The sequence below is a fragment of the Pricia mediterranea genome, from assembly GCF_032248455.1.
GTDB classification, from domain to species: Bacteria; Bacteroidota; Bacteroidia; order Flavobacteriales; family Flavobacteriaceae; genus Pricia; species Pricia mediterranea.
Map to the genome: position 1 here is coordinate 1,129,620 of NZ_JAVTTP010000001.1, position 24,352 is coordinate 1,153,971.

The following is a 24,352-nucleotide window of genomic DNA, read 5'->3' on the forward strand; positions in this document are numbered from 1 at the left end:
GCCGTTGTCCATGAAAATCCTTAACATTCATTTTAAGAACATCAATTCGCTCAAGGGGACGCATCAGGTGGACTTCACCGAAGCACCCTTTAACCGCAGCACCCTGTTTGCCATAACCGGTCCGACAGGGAGTGGAAAGAGCACCTTACTGGACGTCATTTCGTTGGCCTTGTTCAACCAAACCCCACGCTTGGGCAAAATATCTAGGAAAGAAATTTTGGCCAAGGGTGCCCTATTGACCCGAAATCAAAAAGAGGCCGCGGCCAGTGTAACCTATCGGTGCAAAGCGGGCGTCTTCACTTCGAGTTGGCGCATCTCGACGAACCGTAACCACCAGCTACGCGATTATGAAATGGAAATTGCCGATGAGGTCGGAACTTTATTGGACCTCAAAAAATCACAGGTACCAACGCACAACGAGAAGCTCATCGGCCTGAACTACGAGCAGTTCATCAAATCGGTAGTACTGGCCCAAGGAGAGTTCGCTCAATTTCTTAAGGCAAAAAAGGACGAACGCGGGGCTTTATTGGAAAAAATTACCGGCACGGGTATTTATAGGGATATAGGTAGAAAAACCTATGAACGCTTTAAGACCGAAATCCGAAAAATCGAACGACAGCAAGACGAGATACAAACCCATCACAGCGAACTGTTAGAAGACGGTATTTTGAAGGAATTTACAGCGGCCTTCAGGACCAAAAAAGAAACTATTGGCTCGTTAGAAGTCCAGATCAAACGACTGGAGAAACAGGTCGAACTAAAAGAACGCCTTGCTAAAACCGAAAAGGAAATCGACTCCGAACGGGAAAAGCAATCTTTGGAGAAGAAAAAGATGGCCACTTTTCAAGAGCAGTCCGGCGCGCAACTTGACCAGCACGAAAAGGTCCGTCCCGTGGCCGATGAGCTCCGTTCTTGGTCATCATTGCAAGAGGCCTTGGCCTCACGCGACAAGCAGTTGGAAAAGCTTGCGCAACACCAAGGAAACAACCAAAAAGCCGTCGCTATCCTGTTGAGGGAAGTTAGCGACTATATCGGAAAACAAACGGATTCCGAAAATCTGGTAAGGGACATCAATGACTTTTCCGACACGGTCAGGGAACTGCAGAAGTTGAGGGATACAAAACTGAAAGAACATGCCAACATCGAGTCCATCATAAAGGAGCAGGCCCGGGAAACTGCCTTCAATTACAATAAAAAGGCAAACAACCTAGAGACATTACACCAATTAAAATCGACTTCTGAGAAACATTTGGCCGAACTTTTAAAGTTTACGGGTATCGCGGATATCGGCAACCTAGCCCACCATCGCGAAGCGCTGTCAGCGCAGATCGACCGTTCGCAACAACTTGAAAAAATTGGGATTGTCTTCGAACAAAAAAAGCAAAACCTCGATCAATATATGGGCGAAGTCGAACGGATAAAACTACAGCGCAAAGCGCTACCAAAGGATATCGAACTGGCCCAGGCGAAAGCCAAAGGATTCGAGAAAGAGTCCGAGGCCCTGCAAGTACGTCTAGCATTGCAAAGGCTGCGGGCCAGCCTCGAAGAACACAGGAACAAGCTTAAGAAAAACGAACCCTGCCCCCTCTGCGGTAGTTTGGAGCATCCGTTTGCCCAACATCTACCCCAAGATCAGACCTCTGAAAAAGAAATAAAGGCGCTAGGTAAGGAATTCGAGAAATGGAACGCCCAGGCTATTGCCAAGATATCCGAATTGGGAAGCCTGAACGAGCGGGAAGATGAACTACGGCCAAAAATGGAAGTCCTTTCCAAAGAAATCGAAAAGCTTGGCGCCGAGGAAACAAAATTATCGGAAGGATTGCGCCTGCCGCCGTACTCCTCTTGGGAACATTATACCCGAACCTGTCAGGAAAAGCTAGAGGCCCTAACCCATTTGGAACAGGAGAACAAGATGCTTATAAAATACAAGCAGCTGCGGCCCAATCTGGAAAAATTGGGAAGAATACTCGAAGCGGGCATCAAGACCAAAGATACGTTAAAGGCAAAGTATAAGGGTAAGGACATCAACGCCGACTCCCAACAATTACTCACAAAATGGACGGAGCTCAATAAAGAAGAACGGTTACTACAGCAAAGCTTGTCCGACATCAAAACGGAAAGGAAAACAAGAATTGAAGAGATTGCAGTTCTGGAAGGACTCTTAAACCGATCCGTCAGTCTTAAAAGCTTTGATACCATAGCCGACGCCCGAAAGGCACTTCTTGACGAAAAAACCTTGGATCGTTTACAGTCGCAAAAATCGGGGATCGAAAAGGAGCTCGACCGGCTCGACACCAGTCTTGCCTTATTACAAAAACAGTTCGATACCGATAAAAGATCCGACGTGCCACAGACCCAGGAAAAGTTGCAGGAAGATCATGACATTAAACGGGAAAAGCTTCAAAGCACCCGGGAAGAAAAGGCTGAATTGGAACGCCAACTCGTAAACCACAGGGAAAAAACGGAAAAAATCGCAAACCTAAAACAACAGATCGCCACTGAAGAGAAACAGATCAAGCGCTGGAAGCTGCTCAACGAGCTTATCGGCGATGCCCAAGGAAAACGTTTCAATGATTTTGCCCAAGATTTAACCCTACGTCATCTGGTTGCGCTTGCCAATGCTAGGCTGGAGTCCCTTAGCGATCGCTACCGCCTTGACATCCCGACCGAGGAGGAAGACGATGGTCTCATCATCTTAGATGGCCACATGGGCGGACAGCGACGATCCGTAAAGACCCTTTCGGGCGGCGAGACATTTTTATTGAGCCTTTCCATGGCCTTGGCCCTATCCGATCTTGCATCTAGCAATGTGGAAATCAATAGCCTCTTCATCGATGAAGGTTTTGGCACGCTCGACCCCGAAACTTTGGACCAAACGCTGGATACGCTTGAAAGGTTGCAGTCCGAATCATCGAAAACCATCGGAATCATCAGCCACGTCGATTCGCTTAAAGATAGAATTGGCACCCAGATTCAACTACAACGTAACGGTCAAGGCTATAGCACGCTGAAAATCGTGTAGTTTAAAGGAACTTTATTAGCCCCCTTTTTTTAAATTCTCGGGGCAAGCCTCTTGATATTTAAACCAAGGAGATTAAAATCAAGGAAATATTCCCCGTTGTATGTAAGCCTCCTCGAGTCTCCCGATGGCGATGACGAAAGCAGCGGTGCGCATATCGACCTTTCGTTCGCGGGACGTCTTTACGACACGGGTAAAACTCTCCTTCATCTTTTTTTCCAGTTTCTCCATAACCTCTTCGAGCTGCCAAATTTCCCCGTTCCGGTTTTGCAACCATTCATAATAACTACCGATAACACCTCCAGAATTGCACAGAATATCGGGAATGATCTCGACACCTTTTTCCAACAGTATTTCTTCGGCCTCAATATCCGTCGGGCCATTGGCCCCTTCCGCAATCAAACGAGCTTTGATTCCACCGGAGTTTTCGGCCGTAATCTGGTTCCCTAAAGCTGCAGGAATACAAATGTCACATTCCAATCCGAAAAATTCATCATTATCAATGGCATCAGCGTCGGGAAAATCAACGATACTTCCCTTATTGCCCTTTTGGTAGTCGTGCAGTTTTTCCACCGAAATCCCCTCTTCATCACAAATGCTTCCGTACTGATCTTGTACCGCAACGAGTATCGCTCCATCCCGATCCAGAAAATGGGCAACCCAATAGCCAACGTTGCCAAAACCTTGAACGATAAATTTTTGGTCTTTTATCGATAGCTCTTTTTCTTTGGCCCAAAATCGGATATTGAGATATACCCCGTAACCTGTGGCCCTATCCCTGCCCTCGGAGCCGCCCGCCCCAATAGGTTTTCCGGTCACCACATGCGTATTGGTAGAACGTTCCGCCGGGGGCTTGGTTGACATGTACGTGTCCAATATCCAGGCCATCGTCTGCGCACTTGTATTCACGTCAGGAGCCGGTATATCAAGTTCCGGACCGATGTTATCGCCCAAGGCGTAAGTAAATCTTCGGGTAATACGTTCGATTTCGGCGCTAGAATATTTAGCGGGATCCAGCTTGATTCCCCCTTTGGCACCACCAAAAGGCAGACCAGCCAACGAGGTTTTCCAGGTCATCCACATGGCCAAGGCCCTGGCGGCATCGATATCGACGGTCGGATGATAACGGAGTCCTCCCTTGTATGGTCCTAATGAGTTATTATGTTGCACCCGATACCCGGTAAAGACCTCGACCTCCTCATTATCCATCCTAACGGGAAAATGCACGACCAACTCATTATTGGTGACCTCCAATATTTTTCGGATATTCGGATTCAAATCAAGGATATCGGCCGCATTATCGAACTGTCTCATGACGTTCTCCAACATGCCCTGCCTTGCGACTTTCTTCTTCCCCAATATTCTTTCACCCATAATTAACGTATTAAGCTTATATGCTTACAAATATCACAAATTGTATCTTAATCCCGCCATGACATCATCTCAAATTGTACACTTTATTCTTTTCGGTCAATAATAATCATAATACAACTTGTTACAAAGGGTTTGTATATCGTTCAAATCGATGCCACTACTCTTTCTGGGGTCTTTACCGGGGCTCGCATGAGACTGTTTCTACACATGTATATTTCGATTAAAGCAAATAATAGTACCAATTGAGCTTTTCTTATCAAAAAAAATAAAAGAACTTGTGCATTTCAATTTGAACGGTAATCGTACTTATCCCCGTTCCTGAACGTAATTTCCATTATCCAAAAACTATGATTTCTAAAAGACCTGATAGGGTGCTTAATTTTCTCGAAGGCGGTGGCGAAATGGGCCAAATAATTAGGGACAAAAACTGGGCCTCGACCGAATTGGGAATACCGGAGAACTGGCCCCTGGCCCTTAAATTCGCTATCGGAACCATGTTGAAAACAGCCTTTCCGAATTTCATTTTCTGGGGGAAGGATTATCGCTGTTTTTACAACGACGCCTATCGACCAAGCTTGGGTATTGAAGGGAAGCATCCTTTCATCCTAGGGCAGAAAGCCGAAGACGCTTGGCCCGAAATCATAGATACCATCAAGCCATTGTTAGACAGTGTCTGGGAAACCGGGGAGCCCACTTGGAGCGAAAATCAACTGATTCCGTTTTATCGCAACGGCCGCATCGAAAATATTTACTGGACATTCAGCTATAGCGCCCTAATCAACGACGACGGGGCGATCGGGGGAATCTTGACCACTTGTGCCGAAACCACGGAAGCCGTAGAAAATCTGCAGAAATTGGAATTAAGGGAGAAGAACCTGAAAAACAAATCCGAGCAATTACAGTTGGCCTTAGATGTGGCCGAAATGGCAATTTGGGAGATGGATCCGCAAACAAAAATTGCGGTCGGGGATGAAAGGTTTCGGAAATGGCACGGTTTGCCCCAAACCGGAGATTTTAATCTGGAGGAAAGTATGGACCGCATTCCAGCGGAACATAGAGAAACTATAAAGAACGCCTTAGACCAATCAACCAGCAATACCCACGGGCGGCTCGACATCGAGTATCCCATTTATGACCCTGAAACAGAGAAAGAACGAATCGTGCGGGCAAAAGGCCGAACACGCTTCGACCAAGAGGGGTGTGCCGTACGCACTATCGGAGTTTTACAGGATATCTCGGAAATTGTCAGGGCACGAACCAAACTGGAAAACTTCTCCAAAAAATTGGAAAATCAGGTAGCGCAACGGACCATGGAGCTTCAGGATGCCAATACTGAACTGACCCTATACTTGGAAAAATTAAAAAGGACCAATACCGAATTGGAGTCCTTCGCCTATGTATCGAGTCACGACCTAAAAGAACCCCTGCGTAAAATACAGATGTACACCTCTAGGATACAGGAGCCGGGGAACGAAAATCTTTCGGATACCGACAAGAAATATTTTGCGAAGATCATCGGAGCGGCTAGTCGCATGCGCGCTTTGATCGACGACCTTTTGGCCTTTTCGAGAACGGATGTCGATCAGGCGGACTTTGCACCTACCGACCTGAATACGATTTTGGCGGAAGTGTTGGATGACCTATCGGTCGAAATCGAAAGAAAAGGCGCAAGCATAAATAGTGATCAATTACCCACTGTAGAAAGCGTTCCCTTTCAAATGCGTCAAGTTTTCGGCAATCTACTGAGCAATGCCTTAAAATTCGCCAGAGATGCGCGACCCAAGGTTAAAATAACCGCAGAGGTCCTCCCAGAAAGAGAGGTCGAAGAACTAGGATGGCACGCAGAAGGGGTAACCTACCACAAGGTTAGTATCGAAGACAATGGCATCGGTTTTGCCGAAGGCATGGAAACCAAAATATTCGAGGTATTTCAGCGGTTACATGGCAAAAGTGATTTCGAAGGTACGGGTATCGGACTATCGATTGTCAAGAAAATAATCGACAACCACAATGGGGTCATTTCGGCCGATAGCGTCGAGGGAAAGGGTTCTACGTTTACTATTATAATCCCCGAAATACATGGTCGCGGAGTTCAGGGATAGCAAGAGAAGAAACTTCCAAAAATCTGAAAAACCTTCATTGGGATAGTAGGATTGGATGATATCCTGAGTGCGCTTTGCATTCCTCTCGCTCGCTTCCTCACTCGTCGGATGCAGTTGCAAATAGCGCACCACGGGCTATCGCCCTCGTTCTTCGTTTTTCTCCAAAACTTCGAGGCTATGCCTCGGTTTTTCCGAAATTTCGAAGCTTGTCGCGGGCAGGATTGCATATCCTTTGAGCTCCCCTTTGCAAATAGCGAACCACGGGCTACCGCCCTAGTTCTTTGTTTTTTCCGAAATCTCGAAGCTCTCGCTTCGATTTCTCCAAAAACAAAGAACCACGCCGAAAATGGCGTGGTCCGCTGCTTGTAGTGACCTCAAGAGGACGGAATTCGAACTTTTTGAATGAAGATATTGAAATTATCATCAATAAATCATTTCATATTAGTAGAGGGAAGGCAATTCCACTACCCTAAACGGAGCTCTTCACCCATCGCTTATTTGAACTTTGGAAAACTGGGGTAGGGTTTTTAGTAGTGCTTTTTTTTACCGATCGACAATGTATTTCAAACTATATTCAATTCCTAGATTGAAAACAAATGATTTAATATCGTCATCTCGTTTTATTAGTCCAGAATATGACCTCAAGTTCAAGGATAGCCTTTCTGATAATTTTAGACCAAATCCTAGGGTTACCCCAAAATCAAATGGATCTCCTTCCCTAATTATAAACCTATCATCTCCTCTACTCAACAATTGCTGTGAAGTATTCAGATTTCGGTCAACTATAATTCCAAATTGCGGACCGCTTTCAAGATAAAAGTTTTTGAAAGGATAGAATTTTATTGCAAGTGGTATCGATATAGTCAATTCGTTAACCTCATAAGTGAACTCATAAGTGTTGGGATTGGGTATTGGATTACCCTTGTAATCGAAGTTAGGAATATTCAAACCTCTAATAAATATTCGACTCCCTTGCAATGCAAAAAGAAGCTCTGGCTGAAATTCCAGTTTTTCTTCTAATGGGATATTAAAAAATCCTCCTGCATAAAATCCAAACTTATATTTGTAATCTATTGAATTTTTATCCGGAGTATACTTCCCATAATCAATTCCTGCCTTAAATCCGAAATTCGAACTCCTGTCCTGACCGTAAAAGTTTAATAAATTCAAGAATAAGAAAATCAGAATTAAAAGCTTTTGCATTTTATGGGCTATTTAAACTTTACCTTATCTGCTTTAAGGTTCATAATGGTGGATCTAACACTTTCCTCGGTAAGAACTTTAGGGAATAAGACGAACGTAGGTTCGGCAAATATTTCTTTCAAGGTGTTTTTCGTATGTTTGGGTCCCTTTTTTTTGAGCATATTTACAAATGCCAATGAGAATATTCTTTGTGATATCCATACAAACGCAAATATGTGAGAGTCATTGCACAAAATAATCGTTTGTTTGAACCTTGCTGCGGGATTACACTACTCCAAACATTTGGTTTTCACCCATAGTTTATTTAAGCTTAAGTGACAATCCGAATAAATATTATTGCCAATTAGTCGGCTGATTCAAGTTTTGGTGGCTTTGACAAGGGTCAAGGGGGATATCAAAAAAATATGTGCCCGATTTTTTCACCTCCATACCAGGATTTGTAAATGTCCGCCGATATTTGGCAATGTTCTTATAGTCCGATATAAGTACAGTTCCATTAGGTTTCAGCATCCTGAAAATTTCTGCACAAGCTGTTTTTCTGTCACACTAATTGTAAAGGTTGTGCAACAGCCATGTTCGTTTCAGGGGACTGGAAAAAAAATTAATAATTAGCTTCCAATTGAAACATGCCATACTTTTGAAACCAATCCGCAAAACTGATTTGTAAAGAACTACGGGTTTTAATCCAATAAGATAATTTAGTATGGAGTTCATCGATTACATCCTTTATTTGAACTTTCAAGAAACGGGCCACGGCTTTTCATAGAGACATTTTTCGGTCGAGGATTATTTTTTAGAGAGAAATCTTTTGCGAAATATCAACATTAAAATTAAGGGTATTGATCCAATCCAAAAAACAGTTTTATAAAATGATAATTTCTAGCAGAGTTGTTCACTAGTTATGTCGGGTATACAATTTAAAAAACCAGTTTCATCAGATATTTGAATTACTGTTGAAAATCCCATCCAAACTCCGATTTGACAAATCAAAAAAAAGATAATTAAGAGGGCGCTATAATATTTTCTTTTCATGGTTATACCTAACGCAGGTTTATGACAATTAATTATATATTTAATCGTTTAATTGAACTTCCTCTACACAAAACATATTGTGGCCGTCTCACTTTTCTTACGAAAAATTTTTACTGAAATTTAGGTTTTTTTGCCATATTATCTTATTCCTTGTTTGCCCATACTTTTGGTATTTTGGGCAAGCGGATTAAAATAAAAACGGGCAATTGCCGGTGCCCGTCTAATTATATCTACTTCGTTCCCCTCCATCAAGGTGTCAAAACGACCTTTACGCATTTGTCCTTCTTGTTCCTGAACATGTCGTAGGCCTTCGGAGCCTCATCCAATTTCATTCGATGTGTTATGATAAAGGAGGGGTCGATCTTGCCCTCGACAACTTTCTGCAACAATGGTTCAAGATAATGCTGCATATGTGTCTGCCCCATCTGGAGGTTAAGGGATTTATTCATGGCAATGCCCATCGGAAGGCCGTCGACCTTACCTACGTAGACCCCGGGAATGGATACGTTACCTGCTTTTTTGCAGGATTTGAAAATTTGCGAGAGCGCGTTCGGTTGGGACTTTTCGATGTCGGTGTTGAAACCTTCCGCACCATGGGCCTCGGCACCTACGCAATCGATACAGCAGTCGGGCCCTCTACCATCGGTCATTTCCATCAATCGGGCATATACTTCTTCGGCATCGACCGTCCTTATCACTTCGGCATTGCTGTGCCTTTCCGCCATATCCAATCTTTCCTTTACCACATCTATGGCGATTACCCTTCCCGCGCCCAGCATCCATGCACTTTGGATAGCGAACTGGCCTACGGGACCACATCCCCAGATTGCGACAGTATCCCCTGGTTTAATGTCCGCATTTTCCGCGCCCATGTATCCCGTAGGAAAGATGTCGGAAAGAAAAAGGCTCTGTTCGTCCGTGAGGGAATCGGGAACCTTGATCGGACCGACATCGGCATAGGGAACCCTTACATACTCCGCTTGTCCTCCTGAAAATCCGCCCAACATATGGGAAAAACCGAAAAGCCCCGAAATGGAATGTCCAAGGTTTTCCTTGCACAGTTCGGCGTTCGGATTCGAATTGTCGCACAGGGAAAACTTATCGTCGTCACAGTATTCACAATTCCCACAGGCAATAGTAAAAGGTATCACCACCCGGTCCCCTTTTTTGAATTTGTTCACCTCACTGCCGATTTCGACGACCTCGCCCATGAACTCGTGGCCGAGTATATCGTTCTCCTTCATAGTGGGGACAAGCCCACCGTAAAGGTGAAGGTCCGAGCCACATATAGCGGTAGAGGTCACCTTTATTATTATATCTTTTTGATCTTCGATCTTGGGATCGGGGACATTATCGATTCTGACGTCTTCCCTTCCATGGTAACATAGTGCCTTCATAATATTTTTTTTACGTGAGACATAAATGTATCCTTATAAGGCGTGCGCCATGTACTCATAAGAGACTATTATTGACCGGATAAACTGACATTGGTTTCAAGGGGACTACAGATAGAACTTTTGTTTGACAAAATATCAAGGATAATTCGCTCGTATCGCAACAAAAGATTTATTGTTTATTTAAATTTTTACGATTGGTTATCCTCATTCTCCCAATCCTGGATATGAAGCGATTTAAACTTTCTGATCGGAAAACGAAAATTTTGGCTTTTGTGACCTTACGTCATTTTTGAGCACCTCTAGACTTCTCTATAAAATGAGCAATACTCCGCGTTGGTAACCTTTTACTAAGAAGTGGTTGACATTTAAAGTCATCGATTGAGCAATCGCTAGCTTGAACTGTTAATCACCTGCGGATTATAATCTATACGGTCCTTAAAAAACGAAATATCCCTACGGCGGAACTGATCAACAAGGAAATTAAAGAAATTACGCCCAAGGTGCCGGGCAGTTTGGTAAGGGAACCGTACAGGGAAAGCATAAAAACCCCGGCATTGACCAATACCCACGGTTCAGGGCGTTTTAGCCTTGTTTTTGCCGAAAAGGTCTGCAAACGGTCAAATGGTTTTTTCTTAAAAAAATCGAATGCGTTCATCGTACAAATATAATCAAAGATGGAAATTCCCCTTTAATTTTCATTTAGTTGCCCTCTTAATCTTCGTGGTCCAAATATTCAGTATTAATGGCACCGATTTTGGCCAAGTTTGAACACGCCCTTACAGTCCATACTTGCTCCAAAAATTATTCAACAACTACGTAAACAAAACCTCAAGTCACATAAAACAAAAACCAAACTGAAAAAGATAATGGTCTTATTGGCGTAACGTGAACCATACCACCAAAAAAAAAGGAACCGTTTTATATTTACAACGATTCCCTTTTCTATCAAAACCTATTGGGTTTCCCCATATGGACTACTTAGTTTTTATTGCTCGACCGCGTTACCTTCCTCATCAACGATAAGGGCACCTGAGGTTCCATCTTCCAAAGAAACTTCTACTTTGAAATGGTTCTCCTCGTTTTTGTGCGCTTTGTTGATAGTGGCACCGGGATAGTTAGTCTCGATCATTGAAGTAACTGCTTCAGGTACTTCTTCGACAGCGATTTCGCTAAATCCGTCTTGAGCTGCAGCTTGTGTAGCGGCATCTTGTGCCTCGGTAGCCTGCTCTTGAGTTTCAGTGGCCGGGTCTTGGGCTTCGGTGGCCTCGTCGACTTGAGCGAATGCGGTCAAACTTCCCAATGCAAATACGGCTGTGATAAATAACTTTTTCATGTGTTCTAGTTTTTAGTTTTATTAATTGTATGAATTCCATTTAACTATTGAAAATAGGATGCCGAATTGAGTTGCCAATTATAAATAACTGGTTGTTAAAATATTAAGGTTTCAAGGGGGATTCTCAATTGTGCAATATTGTGTAACATTGATCAAATCGGGTAAAAGTTTCACGGTTTCTTTGGACCGAATCCCAACTTATTGATCAATAGTCCATTACATAATAGTACTATTTTTTTCACCGAATCCTATCGTATAATTTGTAGGAAACCTCTTATTTTGTATCCACAGTTCGAAATTTTTGGCAATAAAAACTACCGTGGTCCGTAATGCGGCTATCATAAAAAAAATCACACTATTATGTACGATGCAATCTATTTAGTGGACGATTTCGAAATAGTGAATATCCTTCACCGTTTACTTTTACGAAAATTGGGGCTGGAAGGAAGGGCAAGGGAATTTACCGACCCGGAACTGGCCCTGGAAGATCTGCGGCACGCCCTTTATGGGGATCAGCGCCTGTTAATCCTATTGGATATCAATATGCCCGGGCTCAATGGTTTCGAATTTTTGGAACATATGGTAAAGGAGGGCTTTCCGCCCAGTATCGACGTGGTCGTGGTGACCTCTTCCGTTTCGGAGGGGGACATGGAAATGGCCAAAAAGTTTCCGCAATTTGTCAGGGACTTTGTCGTCAAACCTTTAGGTCTCGGAAAATTGGAAGAAATCCTGAAACGATCCTTTGGGCCATGATAATGGATCGAACTTTAAAAACAGCATTCCATTTTCAACGGTATCGGAAATATCATCCGCAACGGGTAGTCCAGACGACCGGCCGGCCGGCAATCCCGGCCGTCTTCGGCAAAGAACCTGCAAGTTATCGTAGTCCATGCGCCGAGGCCAAGGGTCCAAAGAATATCCGATGGCACGGATAATCCCTTAAAACATACTATTCGTCCTGTTTTTCCGTTTATGTTCCGGAAAGTTTCCATGCGCCGTGACTGACCTAACCGCATACGGACGGAAAACGACCAAGGGAAAAAGTGTAACGTGAAATAAAGGTACCGACCTATGATATACGATCTGATCTACCTAGTGGACGATTTGGATATGGTAAACCACCTGCACCGCATATTGTTGAAACGATTTGGGGCGGAAGAAAGGGTAAAGGTGTTCACGGACCCCAAAAGGGCCTTGGGCGACCTACGTACCCGCAGCGGGGAAGACTTGCGGATATTGATCCTGTTGGACATCAACATGCCGGAGATGAGCGGCTTCGAGTTTCTCGATCGGATGGTGGCCGGGTTCTTTCCCTACAATATCGATGTGGTCGTCGTGACCTCTTCCCTTTCGGGTTCCGACAGGGCACTGGCGAACCGGTATCCCCGATATGTAAGGGACTTTGTCGTCAAGCCCTTGCAGATGGAAAAACTGGGGGACATCCTATCGGGCGATAGCGGCTCGGACCGCACCTTCCCGGAAAGTGGCTTTGGCTAGCCCAAAAGGCGGTGACAACGGCAATTGTTCAAACAGGACAGCCGAACAATCCCGCTAAGCCCCGATCGCTATCGGTTCGCGGTCGCGGGCAAGGCCGTAAGAACAGGGTCACCTGCAAAACAAGTGGATCTTTGGAGTGAAATGAAAAAAGGCCCTGCCATACAATAGGGGTCCCATTATCAACCTACTTAAAACCGGAAAAAATGCATCACAAAGATAATACTTACGACACCGTACTTATTGTCGACGATGACCCCATCGTCAACCTGGTACACCAAAAGGTCCTAGGAAAGGTCGGCATCGCCAATGAAATACGGTCCTTTACCGATCCCCGGGAGGCCCTGCCATATCTGTATACCGAGCTCGCCCGCTGCGGAAGGAGCATATTGGTGCTCTTGGACATCAACATGCCCGAAATGAGCGGCTTCGAATTTTTGGATTCCGCCTCGATGTACCAACAAAATGGGAACGTACTGCATGTGCTCGTGGTCAGTTCCTCGATAGCGAAGGGAGATATGGAAAAGGGGCTCTGCAATGACCTGGTGGGCGGGTACATCCAAAAACCGTTGACCGGTCCCCAAGTTCTCGATTTCGTCAAGAAGCGTTCTTCCCTGTCCGCCTAAATCACGGAACGGGCGCTAGCATGCCCCCTTTGGGTCCCGGGCGGGGCCAGGGGGAATCCGACGACATCTTACTTTTTTTAGAGGGCCGTTTTAATGGTTTCGGTTCAATTCCGACAGCCTCCGGCCAGAACAATACAGGTTCCCCCATATGCCGATCAACATCCTTTCCCGCAACCGGACAATATCCTTCACCAATATCAGAAAGGGCATAAAGGCCAGTTTTACCATTGCCGCCCTTTTCTCCGTTTTTCTGGTGCTCTGTATCGGTTTTTTCATCAACGAAAGGAAAAACGACTCCGGAATCATCAATATGGCCGGCCGTCAGCGCATGTTGGGCCAAAAGCTGGCCACGGATATCCATCTTACGGGATCCGACGGCCGGGCCCTGGCCGAAACCGAGAACGATGCGGAACTGTGGGACAGTATCCACAACGCCCTGCGGTACGGTAATTTGGAACTGGGCGTACGAAAATCCGAAAACCCCGAAATTATCCGTCTTTTCGAAGAAATTTCACCTTACCAGCAAAAGCTGTACCTGGCCTCCCTGAGCACGGGCCCGGCAAGACCCGGCGGTCCGGTATACGGCGACATCCGACGATGGAACGACCGCTATCAGGCCGGGATGGACCGGATCGTAGACGAATTGCAGGCGGACGCCGAAAGGGGCATGTCCGTTCTCAAGTATATCGTAGCTTTCCTGATCTCCCTGTTCCTCCTGCTCATCTTCGGGCTGTACAGGATCTTGGTAAAACCCATCATCAAGATCGTAAAGACCCTTTCGGACGAAAGGGAGGAGCGGGCGGAACAGATAAGGTCCATCCTGGAGAACACCTCGGACCTTATCTGGTCCCTTGACCTTGATCGGAAACTTTTGTCCTTCAATTCCGCATTTTCCAAGGCCATCCTAGAGCAGACCGGAACCGCCCCGGTGATAGGCAGCCCGATATTGCGTGACCCCTACCCCGAGGAAATCCTGCGGAAATGGGAGAGCATGTACGAAAAGGCGTTTTCGGGAAGGAGCTTTTCTACCGAGATCCGGTCCGATAGGGAGGACGGTACCAGCTATATCGAGGTTTCCCTAAACCCCATCTACGGCCCGCAGGGACGCGTAACGGGATGTAACGTTTTCAGCAGGGACGTGACCGAACGGGCCGAGACCTATAAAAAGCTGGCGAGGAGCGAAAAATATCTGAAGGAGGCCCAGAGGATTGCCAACCTGGGCAACTGGAACTGGGACATGGCCAGCAACGGGATATATTGGTCGGACCAATTGTACCAGGTCTTCGGACAGGACCCCGAAACCTTCCGCCCCGATTACGGGAGCTTTCTGGAGATCATACACCCCGAGGATCGGGAGGCCTTCACGGAGGATGTGGACAACTGCATCGAAAACGGGGCGCCCCTCGATATCGTACACCGTATCGTAATGGGGGACGGCGGCATCCGCTACGTACACCAGCGGGGACGGACCCATTACCATAGGGGCAGGCCGGTCCGGATGGCGGGCACCTCACAGGACGTTACCGGGCTCGAGAACGCCAGACTCCGTATCATGCGCCAGTACAACGAACTCGAAAATTTTGTATACATCATATCCCATAATATCAGGGCGCCCATCTCGACCCTGCAGGGCCTGGTGGATATCTTCGAACCCGGCAACGCCGCATCCAATGTGCAGGTCATCGACTATATCGGCTCGACCGTGGATACGCTCGACAGGACCATCAAGGACCTGAACCACGCCCTGTCCCTTAAGGACATATCGGAGGACACTTTTGGGAAAGTGGACCTGGAAGAGGTCGTACGGGATATCTGCGATCTTCTTGCCCGGGACATCAAGGTTTCCGGGGCCAGGATCGATCACGACTTCTCGCGGGCCCCCGACGCCTTCGGGGTCAGAAGCTATTTTACCAATATCCTGTACAACCTTGTGCTGAACTCCATCACGCACAAGGTGGACGAGAGAGATCCGTATATAAGCATACGGTCCCGGCGGACCGCTATGAAGGGCACCGAGATCGTTGTGTCGGACAACGGAAAGGGTATGGCGCTAACGGAGGGGGCCCACAAGAAAATCTTCGATATGTACGGCAGACTGAGCGGTAAGTCGGAAGGCAGGGGGATGGGACTGTACCTGGTAAGGACACAGGTGGAGACCATGAAGGGCTCCATAAATGTAAGAAGCGAACCCGGCAAGGGCTCTATCTTCACGATAGTCTTCGACAGTATACATGAGCCACAATCCTGAATTTTTTAAGAAGCAAGAACTTTGGGGGTTTCCCTTCTATGGGCGGATAAAACCCCGCACAAAAATCAGGGGTCGAAGGGGGGCCATACTTACCTTTTAGGTTTCCGAATAACACGATTCTCCCCACGGGGGGACGGGACAACAACCATTTTTTTAAACCCATTTTCCTGGCGGTACCGCTGCCGGGAAAGGGAAGTCCTTTCCCTAACGGATCCTGTCATTCCGGTGATATCCTACCGGAAACCGTTTCGCCGGTCCGGCCTGTTCTTTTCGTCCGCAAAGTGTCCCAATCAATGCCAACGGTATCGACCGATGTCCCCGCGGAGCTCTGGCCGTCTTCCCTTGTATCGGAGTTTTGGAGGGCATAAATGGCTAGCGCTGCCAAAAGCACCGTTAAAAACAAAAAAGACTTCTTGAGGTATCTCATCGTTTTTTTCTATAGATATCTGTTCGGGAACACGTAGACTCAAATGGGTTACCTAAGGCCGGAAAAATGACTTTTTCTAGTTGGAAAATAGCCTTGATACACCGTTAATTGATTCTCTCGATTCCATGGTTCGCAGGTCCCAAAGCATTGAGGTCAGAGGGGAATACCCATGTTCAAAACCTTGACGATAAGGGCTGTAATCAGGCAGCCTATTCCGGCCAATATGTCCCGAATCCGAAAACGGTCCTTTAATCTTGCGTAAATCCTGTCCATAGAATATGTTTCATACAAAGTTCAACTTGCAATATCAGATGTTGAAGGAAAATCGACGAACGAAAATAATTCTGGACAAGTGTCGGCCACTTTTGGATAGTCGTATAATACCTGCTTAACATCGATCGTGATGTTTAGGTAAACCACCCAACATCAGTTAGCCATGAACCTATTGATAGGTAGAGGGACCGGGGAGTTACAGGGGGCCTACACATTTGCCAAGGGAAAAACGTCGGTGCGAAAGGGTGTTTTGCCGAGCGGCATCGTCCCCGTATGCTCATGACCGTTTTATTCGGCGTTTGGTCTAGAATCGGGATTCTTTACATATTTCGGTTGCAACTTTGTCCCGAACAAAAAAATCGATATTTATGAAAACAGCTTTACTTATCAAGGAAATCTATACCGCAGGATTTCGGAATTTGGGCCACTTCATCGTTAGGAAGTATTTCAAGGTATTCTCATGGTTCTGCTTTGCAATGTTCGCTGTCGTACTGTACGCGTTTGTTTTCCGGTTGGCCACGGGATTTGCCTTTGACTAGGTTTAGGGCCCGGTTCCGGTCCAAGACTAGATGGTTCCGGCGTTACCTGACCGGTCACCTTTTTCTGGCTATCGCTTGGCTCTGTTTTGTGGCTTCCCTGACAATCCTTGGCCTGTTTCTTTTGACCTAGGGGAAAATAGTTTCAGGTCAGGGGGCCCCAGATCGTTGATTGGTCGATATACGTCTGGAAGCTCAAACGATTGAAGACAGACGTATCGGATGGACCTGCGTGAGCGCGGGAAAAATAAGAATTACGGGACAAATGGGGTACGGGCCAGGCCCTTAGCCCCGCTATCCCATGATCAATGATGGAGGCCCAAGGTAATCGGACGGCCTTCATTCTCATTTGGCAAATTGTCGAAAACAACTCTTAACGAGCGCATACCAAGGGTAACCGGGGGTTTCGACCGAATTACCGTCGATGTCCTTTTTAATCTCGTGTTATATAATAATTTTTCTTTACAACACCGCCATGACCGAAAATATCAAACGTCTTTTCGAACAAATGGACCGCTCTACCAAGCAACAGGCACTGGCCTGCCTTAAGAAGGAGTTCGATGTCAAGAGCAAAAAATCGGTCAGGAAAAAATGGATCATCGGGGGGCGGATTCCTGAACCCTTCCAGGAAAGAACGGTGGGGCTGTTCCAGGCTCTATTAAGGAACAAGCCATAACGAAGGATGGGAAGTAATCCGCTTCAGCTGTTCCCTAAAACGGTAATGCTCGTTCGACGTGGACTGCCAAAGAATCATATCGTTTATTTAAACTTTATGCGTTTTACTTTATGACTTCGAAAATTCTTTCACTTTGAGACCCTCCCCATTTTAATTCACCGTTGTACCAAACCTTGGTAACTATTTCATTGAAGTTACTTTTATCAATCTCCGTTTTAATAATGTCCGAGTCAGTCCCTGAAAATGCAATTTTCGTTTCGGAATAATTATTTTCAACGAGTGTGGCACTAGGAAACACCACTAAATATTTTCCGTCTCCCCTCTCAACAGTCCTGATGCCCTTGGGATAATCCAGGTTTCCTTCGAAATATTTCACCCACTCGTTATTAATCCGATGGTAAATGGTTATATCTGATTCATTAAGACCGCTATCCAGTTCAAAGAGATTTTCTCCAATCATGTTAACATATTTTATCGATATGGCGGTGTCAATATTGACACAACAATCTTTGTTGTTCGAACAGGCCATGAGAAAAAATCCGATTATCGATATTATTGAAAATTTTTTCATTGGCTAATTTTATAAAATCGTTTATTTGAACTCTGGATTTATCTTCCTTCAGTCATCATAGAAATATTCCTTTCGAATAAATCGGCCAAGATCTGCTCATACCTACCATTCATTTTTCCTAGATGAAGTGAATTATTTTCAAACTTTTCAATTTCCTTCTCTGGAAGTGGAAATGGAAATCTGCCTGCCCATATCGAAAAATTTTGTAATTCTTTTAAGACCTTACTCTCTTGATCAGTGATACTAATATTGTAGTAATCAATTAAATCAGAAAAATAGTGTCCACTTGATTTTGATTTCCATTTCTTCATAAATTCTTTATAGGTTTTTATACGGCCGTTTTAAATTGATGAATTTTCACGATATAAGCCTATCGCCTTAAATAAGTTCTCAACGCACACTGCATATAACAACATGGTCGAGTAATAAAGAGCTACGTTTTTAAACTCTTCAGAGCCCCTTTTATTACTGCGAAACTGTGAAGAAAATAATGTTAAATTTTCATCAGCGGCAAATTTTAAAGCTTTTGCTTGGTAGATGAATGTTTGATAATCTAATGATCTCCTTACCATCGTCTATTTTGACCTTTGAACTTTATAATACTCCCCAAATTGTAAATCGAGCAATATAATTGTTATTGGGTTGGCGAGCAATTTTCAGTTTTTTGAAAGTTCTGAAGCCATTACAGGCTTGTTTAACCCGTATTTTTGACTAATATCTTTAACTAATTCAAAGAACCATTGTGGAGCATAGGGACTAATAATTATCTCGTCAATTAAATCTTTTATTTTCAACGAAACATATTTACCCTCTTGTACTTCTTCCTTGTTCCAATCGTAGGTCAATGTAGTATCAAAGTTTTGAGTAAATATTAAGCGGACCTCATTTTCGTACTCGTACGCTTTATGTTTATGATATGTTGGGTCCCATTTGTTGCTGTCAGGCATAATATCCGTATTGTAATTTATATAGACTACTTCAGTAAATTCAATATTTTCTGAGGTGCCCGAAAATGCTTCTATAATATTTGTTACTTTGGAAGTAATCATAATCCCTTTATTGAGGTCTGAATATATCTTCCAAAGTGCAGCTGACTCATTCTTACTTTTATTCCAACAACTAACACATACTAACTTTTTAAATTTTTCCGCCTCCTGATTAAGTATATGGACGTTCTCTACAATCTCTCTATCCGTTAATTTAGGGTGACCAGATATATAATTATGGCGATTCGCAAAATATTCGTACCTCTTTTCCTGATTCAAACTAGACGTAGTACCCTCGAAATGGTCTTCTAATATATCTAGCCTACAGAAGAATAGTGACTCCCTTTGCAGTAAGGATATAAATTTTGTTATATCAAGGTACTTTACCAACAAGTAATTGTTGGATGGGTACTTAAAAAGAGATGAATTTGGCCCTCGTTTTATTATAGGCATACTATTATTCTTTGTCAATGTAGCGCTCTGTCAATTCTTGTGAAACCTTAATTCCCCGTTAAGCCCTTGATATCTTAAAGACTTACAATGAGCATAGAAATCACTACCCGATCACTTATTTCTTTCAATGTAAGTTTTCCTTCCTTTATTTGAACTTTTCTGCGGGATTCTACTACCCCGAATTATTTTCTTCACCTATGAAATTTATGAACTTCATGTATTTACCCATGGAACTAATTCGACACCTCCCATGCGCTTTTGATATTTTCCATTATAGTCTAATATCTTAAGTAAGGCCAACTCGATATACCAGTTTGCTAATATTACGGCCTCTCCTCTCGTCTCTGGGGGTAAATTGGTAACACCTTTAATTTTATTAGTATTAGAATGAACAAGTGAATTACGAATGTATACTATCGAATTCGGTCCGTCCTTAAAAACTTGTTTCTTCTTTTGCAATATTAAACCTGTAAATTCCACAGGTATTTCATAGGATATTCCGATTTGAGCCAAGACTAATCTTATCTTATTTTCTGCTGCAAGATTGTTTGCATCATTTATTGTTATCAACTGATTCTTTTCAATCAACCACCAATTATAAATTAATTCTAAAGTGGTTTGAGCCATAATTAGTCGAGTATCAGTGGAAACTTCATTCATATTAGCTTCGTTGTACCATTTTACGGCAAAAGTCAGAAAACTACTATCTTCTCGATAGTTCCATATTTTGCAGAAACTTGACCATAATGATTGCAGATGCTTGGATTTTATATTAGTAGGTGCCCAAGAAAAACTGGATCTATAATTTTCAGTATTTAGATATTGATAGTCTTCCCAGACTTTTTGGTGACCAACTTTTCCTTTGAGGAACATTGCACAGACGGCACGTCCATTAAAAAACGATAAAAAAAAGTCAAGACATTGAATTTGATTTTTCAAATCTTCATGTGTCATCAACTGGTTGTTTCTTTTCTTTTTTATTAGACCGTTGTGTAAAAAGAGATACCCCCCTTCATTCCTAAGAGTTTCAGATAAACTATCAAAGGAATGGCGCATTTCTAAGATTGTAATAAATTTTTTATTAGTTAGAACAAGTCTACTACTTGTCGAACTAAGACCGCCATCTAGCTCTCTCTTTACAATATCTCCATGAAACTTTCTTAAGTTCGGAACATCAAATAAGACATGGTCAATATTTGCATCTATATTGCCGAAAAACGGCGTCTCCATTAGTTCTCCCTGTATTAGTCGTTTATTGGAAGATGATTTGGTAATAAAACATTTGTAAAAAATTTCGGAATCCATTTTGAGAAAAATGTATTCTGCCAAAAATAGGTCATGAAAGCCTATAGACTCAGAGCTTTCATATTCGCAAAATAGTTTTATACGAATGGTAGGTTGCCAAACTATTTCCAACCTGCCGTTAGCAGCGTGAAGTCTGTCGGTTTCATCAAGTTTAAAATTGAATGCGCCTTCGAAAATTTCGATTGGTTCATTAGGCACCGACATTGCAGTACTTTCCTCAAGAGCAATGGGAATGTTTTCAAATTCTTTCTGAGTTAGCATTCAATATGAATATTTATAATGATTCCTTTATTTGAACTTGTCTACTTGCTTAGTTTCTCATTCCACTTTTCATAATTTCAGCATCGCTCATATGATAGGAGTTCCCCTGTGGCCTGCCATTTTTATAATGAAAACTCCATTTTAATGTTCCACTTTCATCATAGATTTCTATCGTGCCATTGCCATTTTTTAAAGTGCCTTTTTCTTGAGACTCCCCTTCAGGACTATAATTTGAAATAACTCTCCAAGGAATTCCATTCTTATATATTCTCTCGCTCCATAATTTACCGTTTGGATAATAGAATTTGTACAGCCCGTTAAACGATGGTGCCAATTCTATAGTCTCAACGATATTAATTGACGGAACAATAGCGGCAAAACCGCCAGTTTTATCACTTATGGTGCCATGTACCAAACCTAAAATAGTTGGAGATACCTCTATAGGATCATCCATATAGTCAGGAATTTTGGGGTTATAGGTATGCATTACAGGACCACCGCTAAATCCTGATATACTGGGATCATCTAAAATAAAAAATGGATTAAGTTTTTTATTGTCGGCTCTTTGAATGTATACAATATCACTAGACGGTCGGAGATTTTTAGTGACCGGTGAAATATTACTGGATGATATGCCTAAGTTCAAAGGAAATCCAAACACGGTAACCTCTCTAAGTCTATCAGGGGCCGCCAAACTGTCATTGAGTGAAGAATATGAGATGGTCCTTATATCAAGTTTACTGAGTTCAATTGAATCCATCTTTCGAAGCCCCAAATGTAAAACAGCAACGTCTGCAGTTGGATGTACTATCCAACTTATATTATTCGTTTTATTTGAATTTAGTAAATGAGCGATGGGTATTTTCTTTCTCGTACCGTTTTCTCCTCTGTACTGAACGGATCCGTGGATTGAGATACTTTTAGCTACATGCTCAGCTGTCACCAGATAATCATCAAGATCTTTGGATATGAGAAACCCAGTGCCTGCTCGTTGAGAAATAGAGTCTGAAAGGTAAACTATCGAACTAAATAGTTTTCTAACGGCTTTGTCCTTATTCTGACAAATTACCGTGTGAGATATAAAGAAGTGCGCTGAAAATAGAATTAATATTTTATAAAATTTCATTTCTTAATATTGTTATGCTAAACAGCAGCAATTCTTCCTTTTTTTAAATTTAATTGTGTCATCAATGATGACACAATCCTCAAATTTTAATGGTCAAGGCGCATTTTCGATAGGCGTTCTCTAGCTTCTACCAAAGCCTCGTGCAACTTTGCTTCCAATTTATCCTTTGCGGGCAGCTCTGTCCAGTATTCTGCGACCATGATGCCATGCTTTCCCATTTCTAAAAGTTCAACCTGCTCGTTACTTTTCTCTGCACATAAAATCAGGCCGATCGGGTGCTCCTCCCCTTCCTGTCTCTCATATCGGTTGAGCCATTTGAGATAAAGTTCCATCTGTCCCTTGTGGGCCGCCTTAAAATGCTCAAGTTTAAGCTCAATTGCGACCAGACGTTTCAGTTTTCTATGGTAAAACAGAAGGTCCAGATGAAAATCGATTCCATCAATAATCATCCTTTTTTGACGTTCTACAAATGCGAACCCTTTTCCCAGTTCAAGAATGAAAAGTTCCAGTTCCTTGATTATGGCGGATTCAAGGTCTTTTTCCTGATAACCGTCCTTTACACCTAGAAAATCCAATAGGTAGGGGTCTTTGAAAGAAGCGCTGACTTTATTCGATTCAAGCATTATTTGGCTTTGGGCAATTTCTTTCCTCTCGTAAGCCTTTCGTTCAATCTGGTATTGAAGTTGTCTTGTGCTCCATCCCTCTTCGGCGGTTTTTACCGCATAGAAGTGGCGCTTATCATCGTTTTTGATTGGCAAAAGAACTATGAAATGGGTCCAGCTCAATTGTGTCATCAGTGATGACACAATTTCCAACTTGGGGAAAACTTTGGAGAACTGCATCATGCGTCTTAGGTTGCGCAACTCAAAGCTTTTTCCAAAATGTTCGACCAACTGTTCAGATAGCGACGCCACTATTTCACCGGCATACTCCGCACGCTCTTCTTCCAGAATATGCGTATTTATCTTGGAACCGACCTGCCAATATACTAGTGTCAGCGTTCCGTTTATCTGGGCTGTCACCCTTTTCTTGCCATACTCGATAGTCTTGGCAAGTTCAAGGAACAGTGAATTTGAGATTTCTTTTTTCATGGCTTTTATAGCACAGTTGTGCTACATTTAAGTTCTTGTTAGTTTGATATGGTTATCACAAAAACAATTGTCCAAATCTTGTTCCTTGTCCCAGAAAACGATTCCACATTCTTTGCAGTTCCGTCTCCCCTCAATGGCCAAATATTTGTAAAGTGTAGGTTTGGACTTGATACCGGCTAATTTCATGATGTCGGTGACCGGTAAGTTGTTCTGCCGATAATACGAGGCCGCCAGAATAGCTTTTTGTTTGGCCTCCTTACCCAGTCCTTTTTTTCGGCCAAGCTGAATACCCCTTCTCCTTGCGCTTTTGAGACCGGCGGTCGTGCGCTCGATGATGATATCACGTTCCAATTGTGCCACGGCACCGAAGAGTGTAATAACGAATTTTCCATGTGCCGAAGTCGTATCGACAAATGGGTCATTGATACTCCGGAACTTGACCCCGAGTTTCTCGAACTGTTCCACAAGTTTCAAAAGATGAGAAATACTTCTTGCAATTCGGTCCAGTTTCCAAACAATAACTGTATCACCTTCGCGAAGTCTAGAGATCATCAGGTCCAAATCATGGCGTTCGGCCTTCGCTCCGGAAGAAACATCCCGATAGATGTTTTTTTCCGAAATACCCTCCTTGAGGAGCGCATCGATCTGCAAATTTGGATTTTGGGTCTTTGTGCTGACCCGGGCATAACCGAACAACATATCTGGTGTAATTATACCTTCAAAAATAAACTAAGGGATTACACCGGAAAAATGAACTTGTTAGGACTTATTAACCGTGTTCGGAGGGTAGTTCAGATAAACGGCCGTGGCTGTTGCAGA

Annotated in this window: 21 protein-coding genes; 8 read left to right on the forward strand and 13 right to left on the reverse strand. The window is 43.6% G+C overall.

Annotated elements, in window-relative coordinates; translation table 11 throughout:
• Positions 1 to 10 precede the first annotated feature (10 nt).
• A complete protein-coding gene (locus tag RQM65_RS04775) occupies positions 11 to 3,022 on the forward strand; it encodes an SbcC/MukB-like Walker B domain-containing protein (RefSeq protein ID WP_314013107.1) in 3,012 nt (1,003 codons plus the stop codon).
• A gap of 78 nt (positions 3,023 to 3,100) precedes the next feature.
• Here the strand turns inward: RQM65_RS04775 and RQM65_RS04780 are convergent, their stop codons facing one another.
• Positions 3,101 to 4,393, reverse strand: a complete 1,293-nt coding sequence (locus RQM65_RS04780) for a Glu/Leu/Phe/Val family dehydrogenase (RefSeq protein WP_314013108.1) — start codon at positions 4,391 to 4,393, stop codon at positions 3,101 to 3,103.
• A gap of 347 nt (positions 4,394 to 4,740) precedes the next feature.
• On the opposite strand from RQM65_RS04780, the gene RQM65_RS04785 reads away from it, so the two are divergent.
• Entirely contained in the window at positions 4,741 to 6,495 is a 1,755-nt protein-coding gene (locus tag RQM65_RS04785) for a PAS domain-containing sensor histidine kinase (protein ID WP_314013109.1), read from the forward strand.
• A 543-nt stretch (positions 6,496 to 7,038) separates the two neighbouring features.
• Here the strand turns inward: RQM65_RS04785 and RQM65_RS04790 are convergent.
• The 4 genes from RQM65_RS04790 to RQM65_RS04805 all read right to left on the reverse strand — a co-directional run bounded on the left by RQM65_RS04790 (position 7,039) and on the right by RQM65_RS04805 (position 11,460).
• Entirely contained in the window at positions 7,039 to 7,698 is a 660-nt protein-coding gene (locus tag RQM65_RS04790) for a porin family protein (protein WP_314013110.1), read from the reverse strand.
• 1,280 nt (positions 7,699 to 8,978) lie between these two features.
• Positions 8,979 to 10,127 carry a zinc-dependent alcohol dehydrogenase gene (locus RQM65_RS04795; RefSeq protein ID WP_314013111.1) on the reverse strand — a complete coding sequence of 383 codons (1,149 nt, stop codon included), beginning with the start codon at positions 10,125 to 10,127 and terminating at the stop codon, positions 8,979 to 8,981.
• A gap of 424 nt (positions 10,128 to 10,551) precedes the next feature.
• A complete protein-coding gene (locus RQM65_RS04800) occupies positions 10,552 to 10,782 on the reverse strand; it encodes a hypothetical protein (protein ID WP_314013112.1) in 231 nt (76 codons plus the stop codon).
• 330 nt (positions 10,783 to 11,112) lie between these two features.
• Entirely contained in the window at positions 11,113 to 11,460 is a 348-nt protein-coding gene (locus RQM65_RS04805; protein WP_314013113.1) for a hypothetical protein, read from the reverse strand.
• Between the two features lie 360 nt (positions 11,461 to 11,820).
• On the opposite strand from RQM65_RS04805, the gene RQM65_RS04810 reads away from it, so the two are divergent.
• The 4 genes from RQM65_RS04810 (at position 11,821) to RQM65_RS04825 (ending at position 15,828) form a co-directional block, all read left to right on the forward strand.
• Positions 11,821 to 12,213, forward strand: coding sequence for a response regulator (locus tag RQM65_RS04810; protein ID WP_314013114.1), 393 nt, complete (start codon positions 11,821 to 11,823; stop codon positions 12,211 to 12,213).
• 318 nt (positions 12,214 to 12,531) lie between these two features.
• Positions 12,532 to 12,957, forward strand: coding sequence for a response regulator (locus tag RQM65_RS04815; RefSeq protein ID WP_314013115.1), 426 nt, complete (start codon positions 12,532 to 12,534; stop codon positions 12,955 to 12,957).
• A 203-nt stretch (positions 12,958 to 13,160) separates the two neighbouring features.
• The gene (locus tag RQM65_RS04820) at positions 13,161 to 13,580 is read left to right on the forward strand and encodes a response regulator (protein ID WP_314013116.1); all 420 of its coding nucleotides are present in this window, start codon (positions 13,161 to 13,163) and stop codon (positions 13,578 to 13,580) included.
• A gap of 148 nt (positions 13,581 to 13,728) precedes the next feature.
• Entirely contained in the window at positions 13,729 to 15,828 is a 2,100-nt protein-coding gene (locus RQM65_RS04825) for a PAS domain-containing protein (protein WP_314013117.1), read from the forward strand.
• 217 nt (positions 15,829 to 16,045) lie between these two features.
• On the opposite strand, the gene RQM65_RS04830 is transcribed toward RQM65_RS04825, so the two are convergent.
• The gene (locus tag RQM65_RS04830) at positions 16,046 to 16,255 is read right to left on the reverse strand and encodes a hypothetical protein (RefSeq protein ID WP_314013118.1); all 210 of its coding nucleotides are present in this window, start codon (positions 16,253 to 16,255) and stop codon (positions 16,046 to 16,048) included.
• Between the two features lie 641 nt (positions 16,256 to 16,896).
• Here RQM65_RS04830 and RQM65_RS04835 point away from each other — a divergent pair.
• A complete protein-coding gene (locus RQM65_RS04835; RefSeq protein ID WP_314013119.1) occupies positions 16,897 to 17,067 on the forward strand; it encodes a DUF6747 family protein in 171 nt (56 codons plus the stop codon).
• Between the two features lie 472 nt (positions 17,068 to 17,539).
• Entirely contained in the window at positions 17,540 to 17,740 is a 201-nt protein-coding gene (locus RQM65_RS04840; RefSeq protein ID WP_314013120.1) for a hypothetical protein, read from the forward strand.
• Positions 17,741 to 17,843: 103 nt separating this feature from the next.
• Here the strand turns inward: RQM65_RS04840 and RQM65_RS04845 are convergent, their stop codons facing one another.
• From RQM65_RS04845 to RQM65_RS04875, 7 genes are all read right to left on the reverse strand, one after another.
• On the reverse strand, positions 17,844 to 18,311 hold the full coding sequence (locus tag RQM65_RS04845) for a hypothetical protein (RefSeq protein WP_314013121.1): 468 nt from the start codon (positions 18,309 to 18,311) through the stop codon (positions 17,844 to 17,846).
• A 38-nt stretch (positions 18,312 to 18,349) separates the two neighbouring features.
• On the reverse strand, positions 18,350 to 18,622 hold the full coding sequence (locus RQM65_RS04850) for a hypothetical protein (protein ID WP_314013122.1): 273 nt from the start codon (positions 18,620 to 18,622) through the stop codon (positions 18,350 to 18,352).
• A gap of 345 nt (positions 18,623 to 18,967) precedes the next feature.
• Positions 18,968 to 19,576 carry a DUF2971 domain-containing protein gene (locus RQM65_RS04855; protein ID WP_314013123.1) on the reverse strand — a complete coding sequence of 203 codons (609 nt, stop codon included), beginning with the start codon at positions 19,574 to 19,576 and terminating at the stop codon, positions 18,968 to 18,970.
• Between the two features lie 387 nt (positions 19,577 to 19,963).
• On the reverse strand, positions 19,964 to 21,316 hold the full coding sequence (locus RQM65_RS04860; RefSeq protein ID WP_314013124.1) for a YopA family protein: 1,353 nt from the start codon (positions 21,314 to 21,316) through the stop codon (positions 19,964 to 19,966).
• 49 nt (positions 21,317 to 21,365) lie between these two features.
• Positions 21,366 to 22,442 (reverse strand): trypsin-like peptidase domain-containing protein, encoded by a 1,077-nt coding sequence (locus tag RQM65_RS04865; protein ID WP_314013125.1) that lies wholly within the window; start codon positions 22,440 to 22,442, stop codon positions 21,366 to 21,368.
• Positions 22,443 to 22,528: 86 nt separating this feature from the next.
• Positions 22,529 to 23,533, reverse strand: coding sequence for a PDDEXK nuclease domain-containing protein (locus RQM65_RS04870; RefSeq protein ID WP_314013126.1), 1,005 nt, complete (start codon positions 23,531 to 23,533; stop codon positions 22,529 to 22,531).
• A gap of 27 nt (positions 23,534 to 23,560) precedes the next feature.
• On the reverse strand, positions 23,561 to 24,232 hold the full coding sequence (locus RQM65_RS04875; protein ID WP_314013127.1) for a recombinase family protein: 672 nt from the start codon (positions 24,230 to 24,232) through the stop codon (positions 23,561 to 23,563).
• Between the last annotated feature and the right edge of the window lie 120 nt (positions 24,233 to 24,352).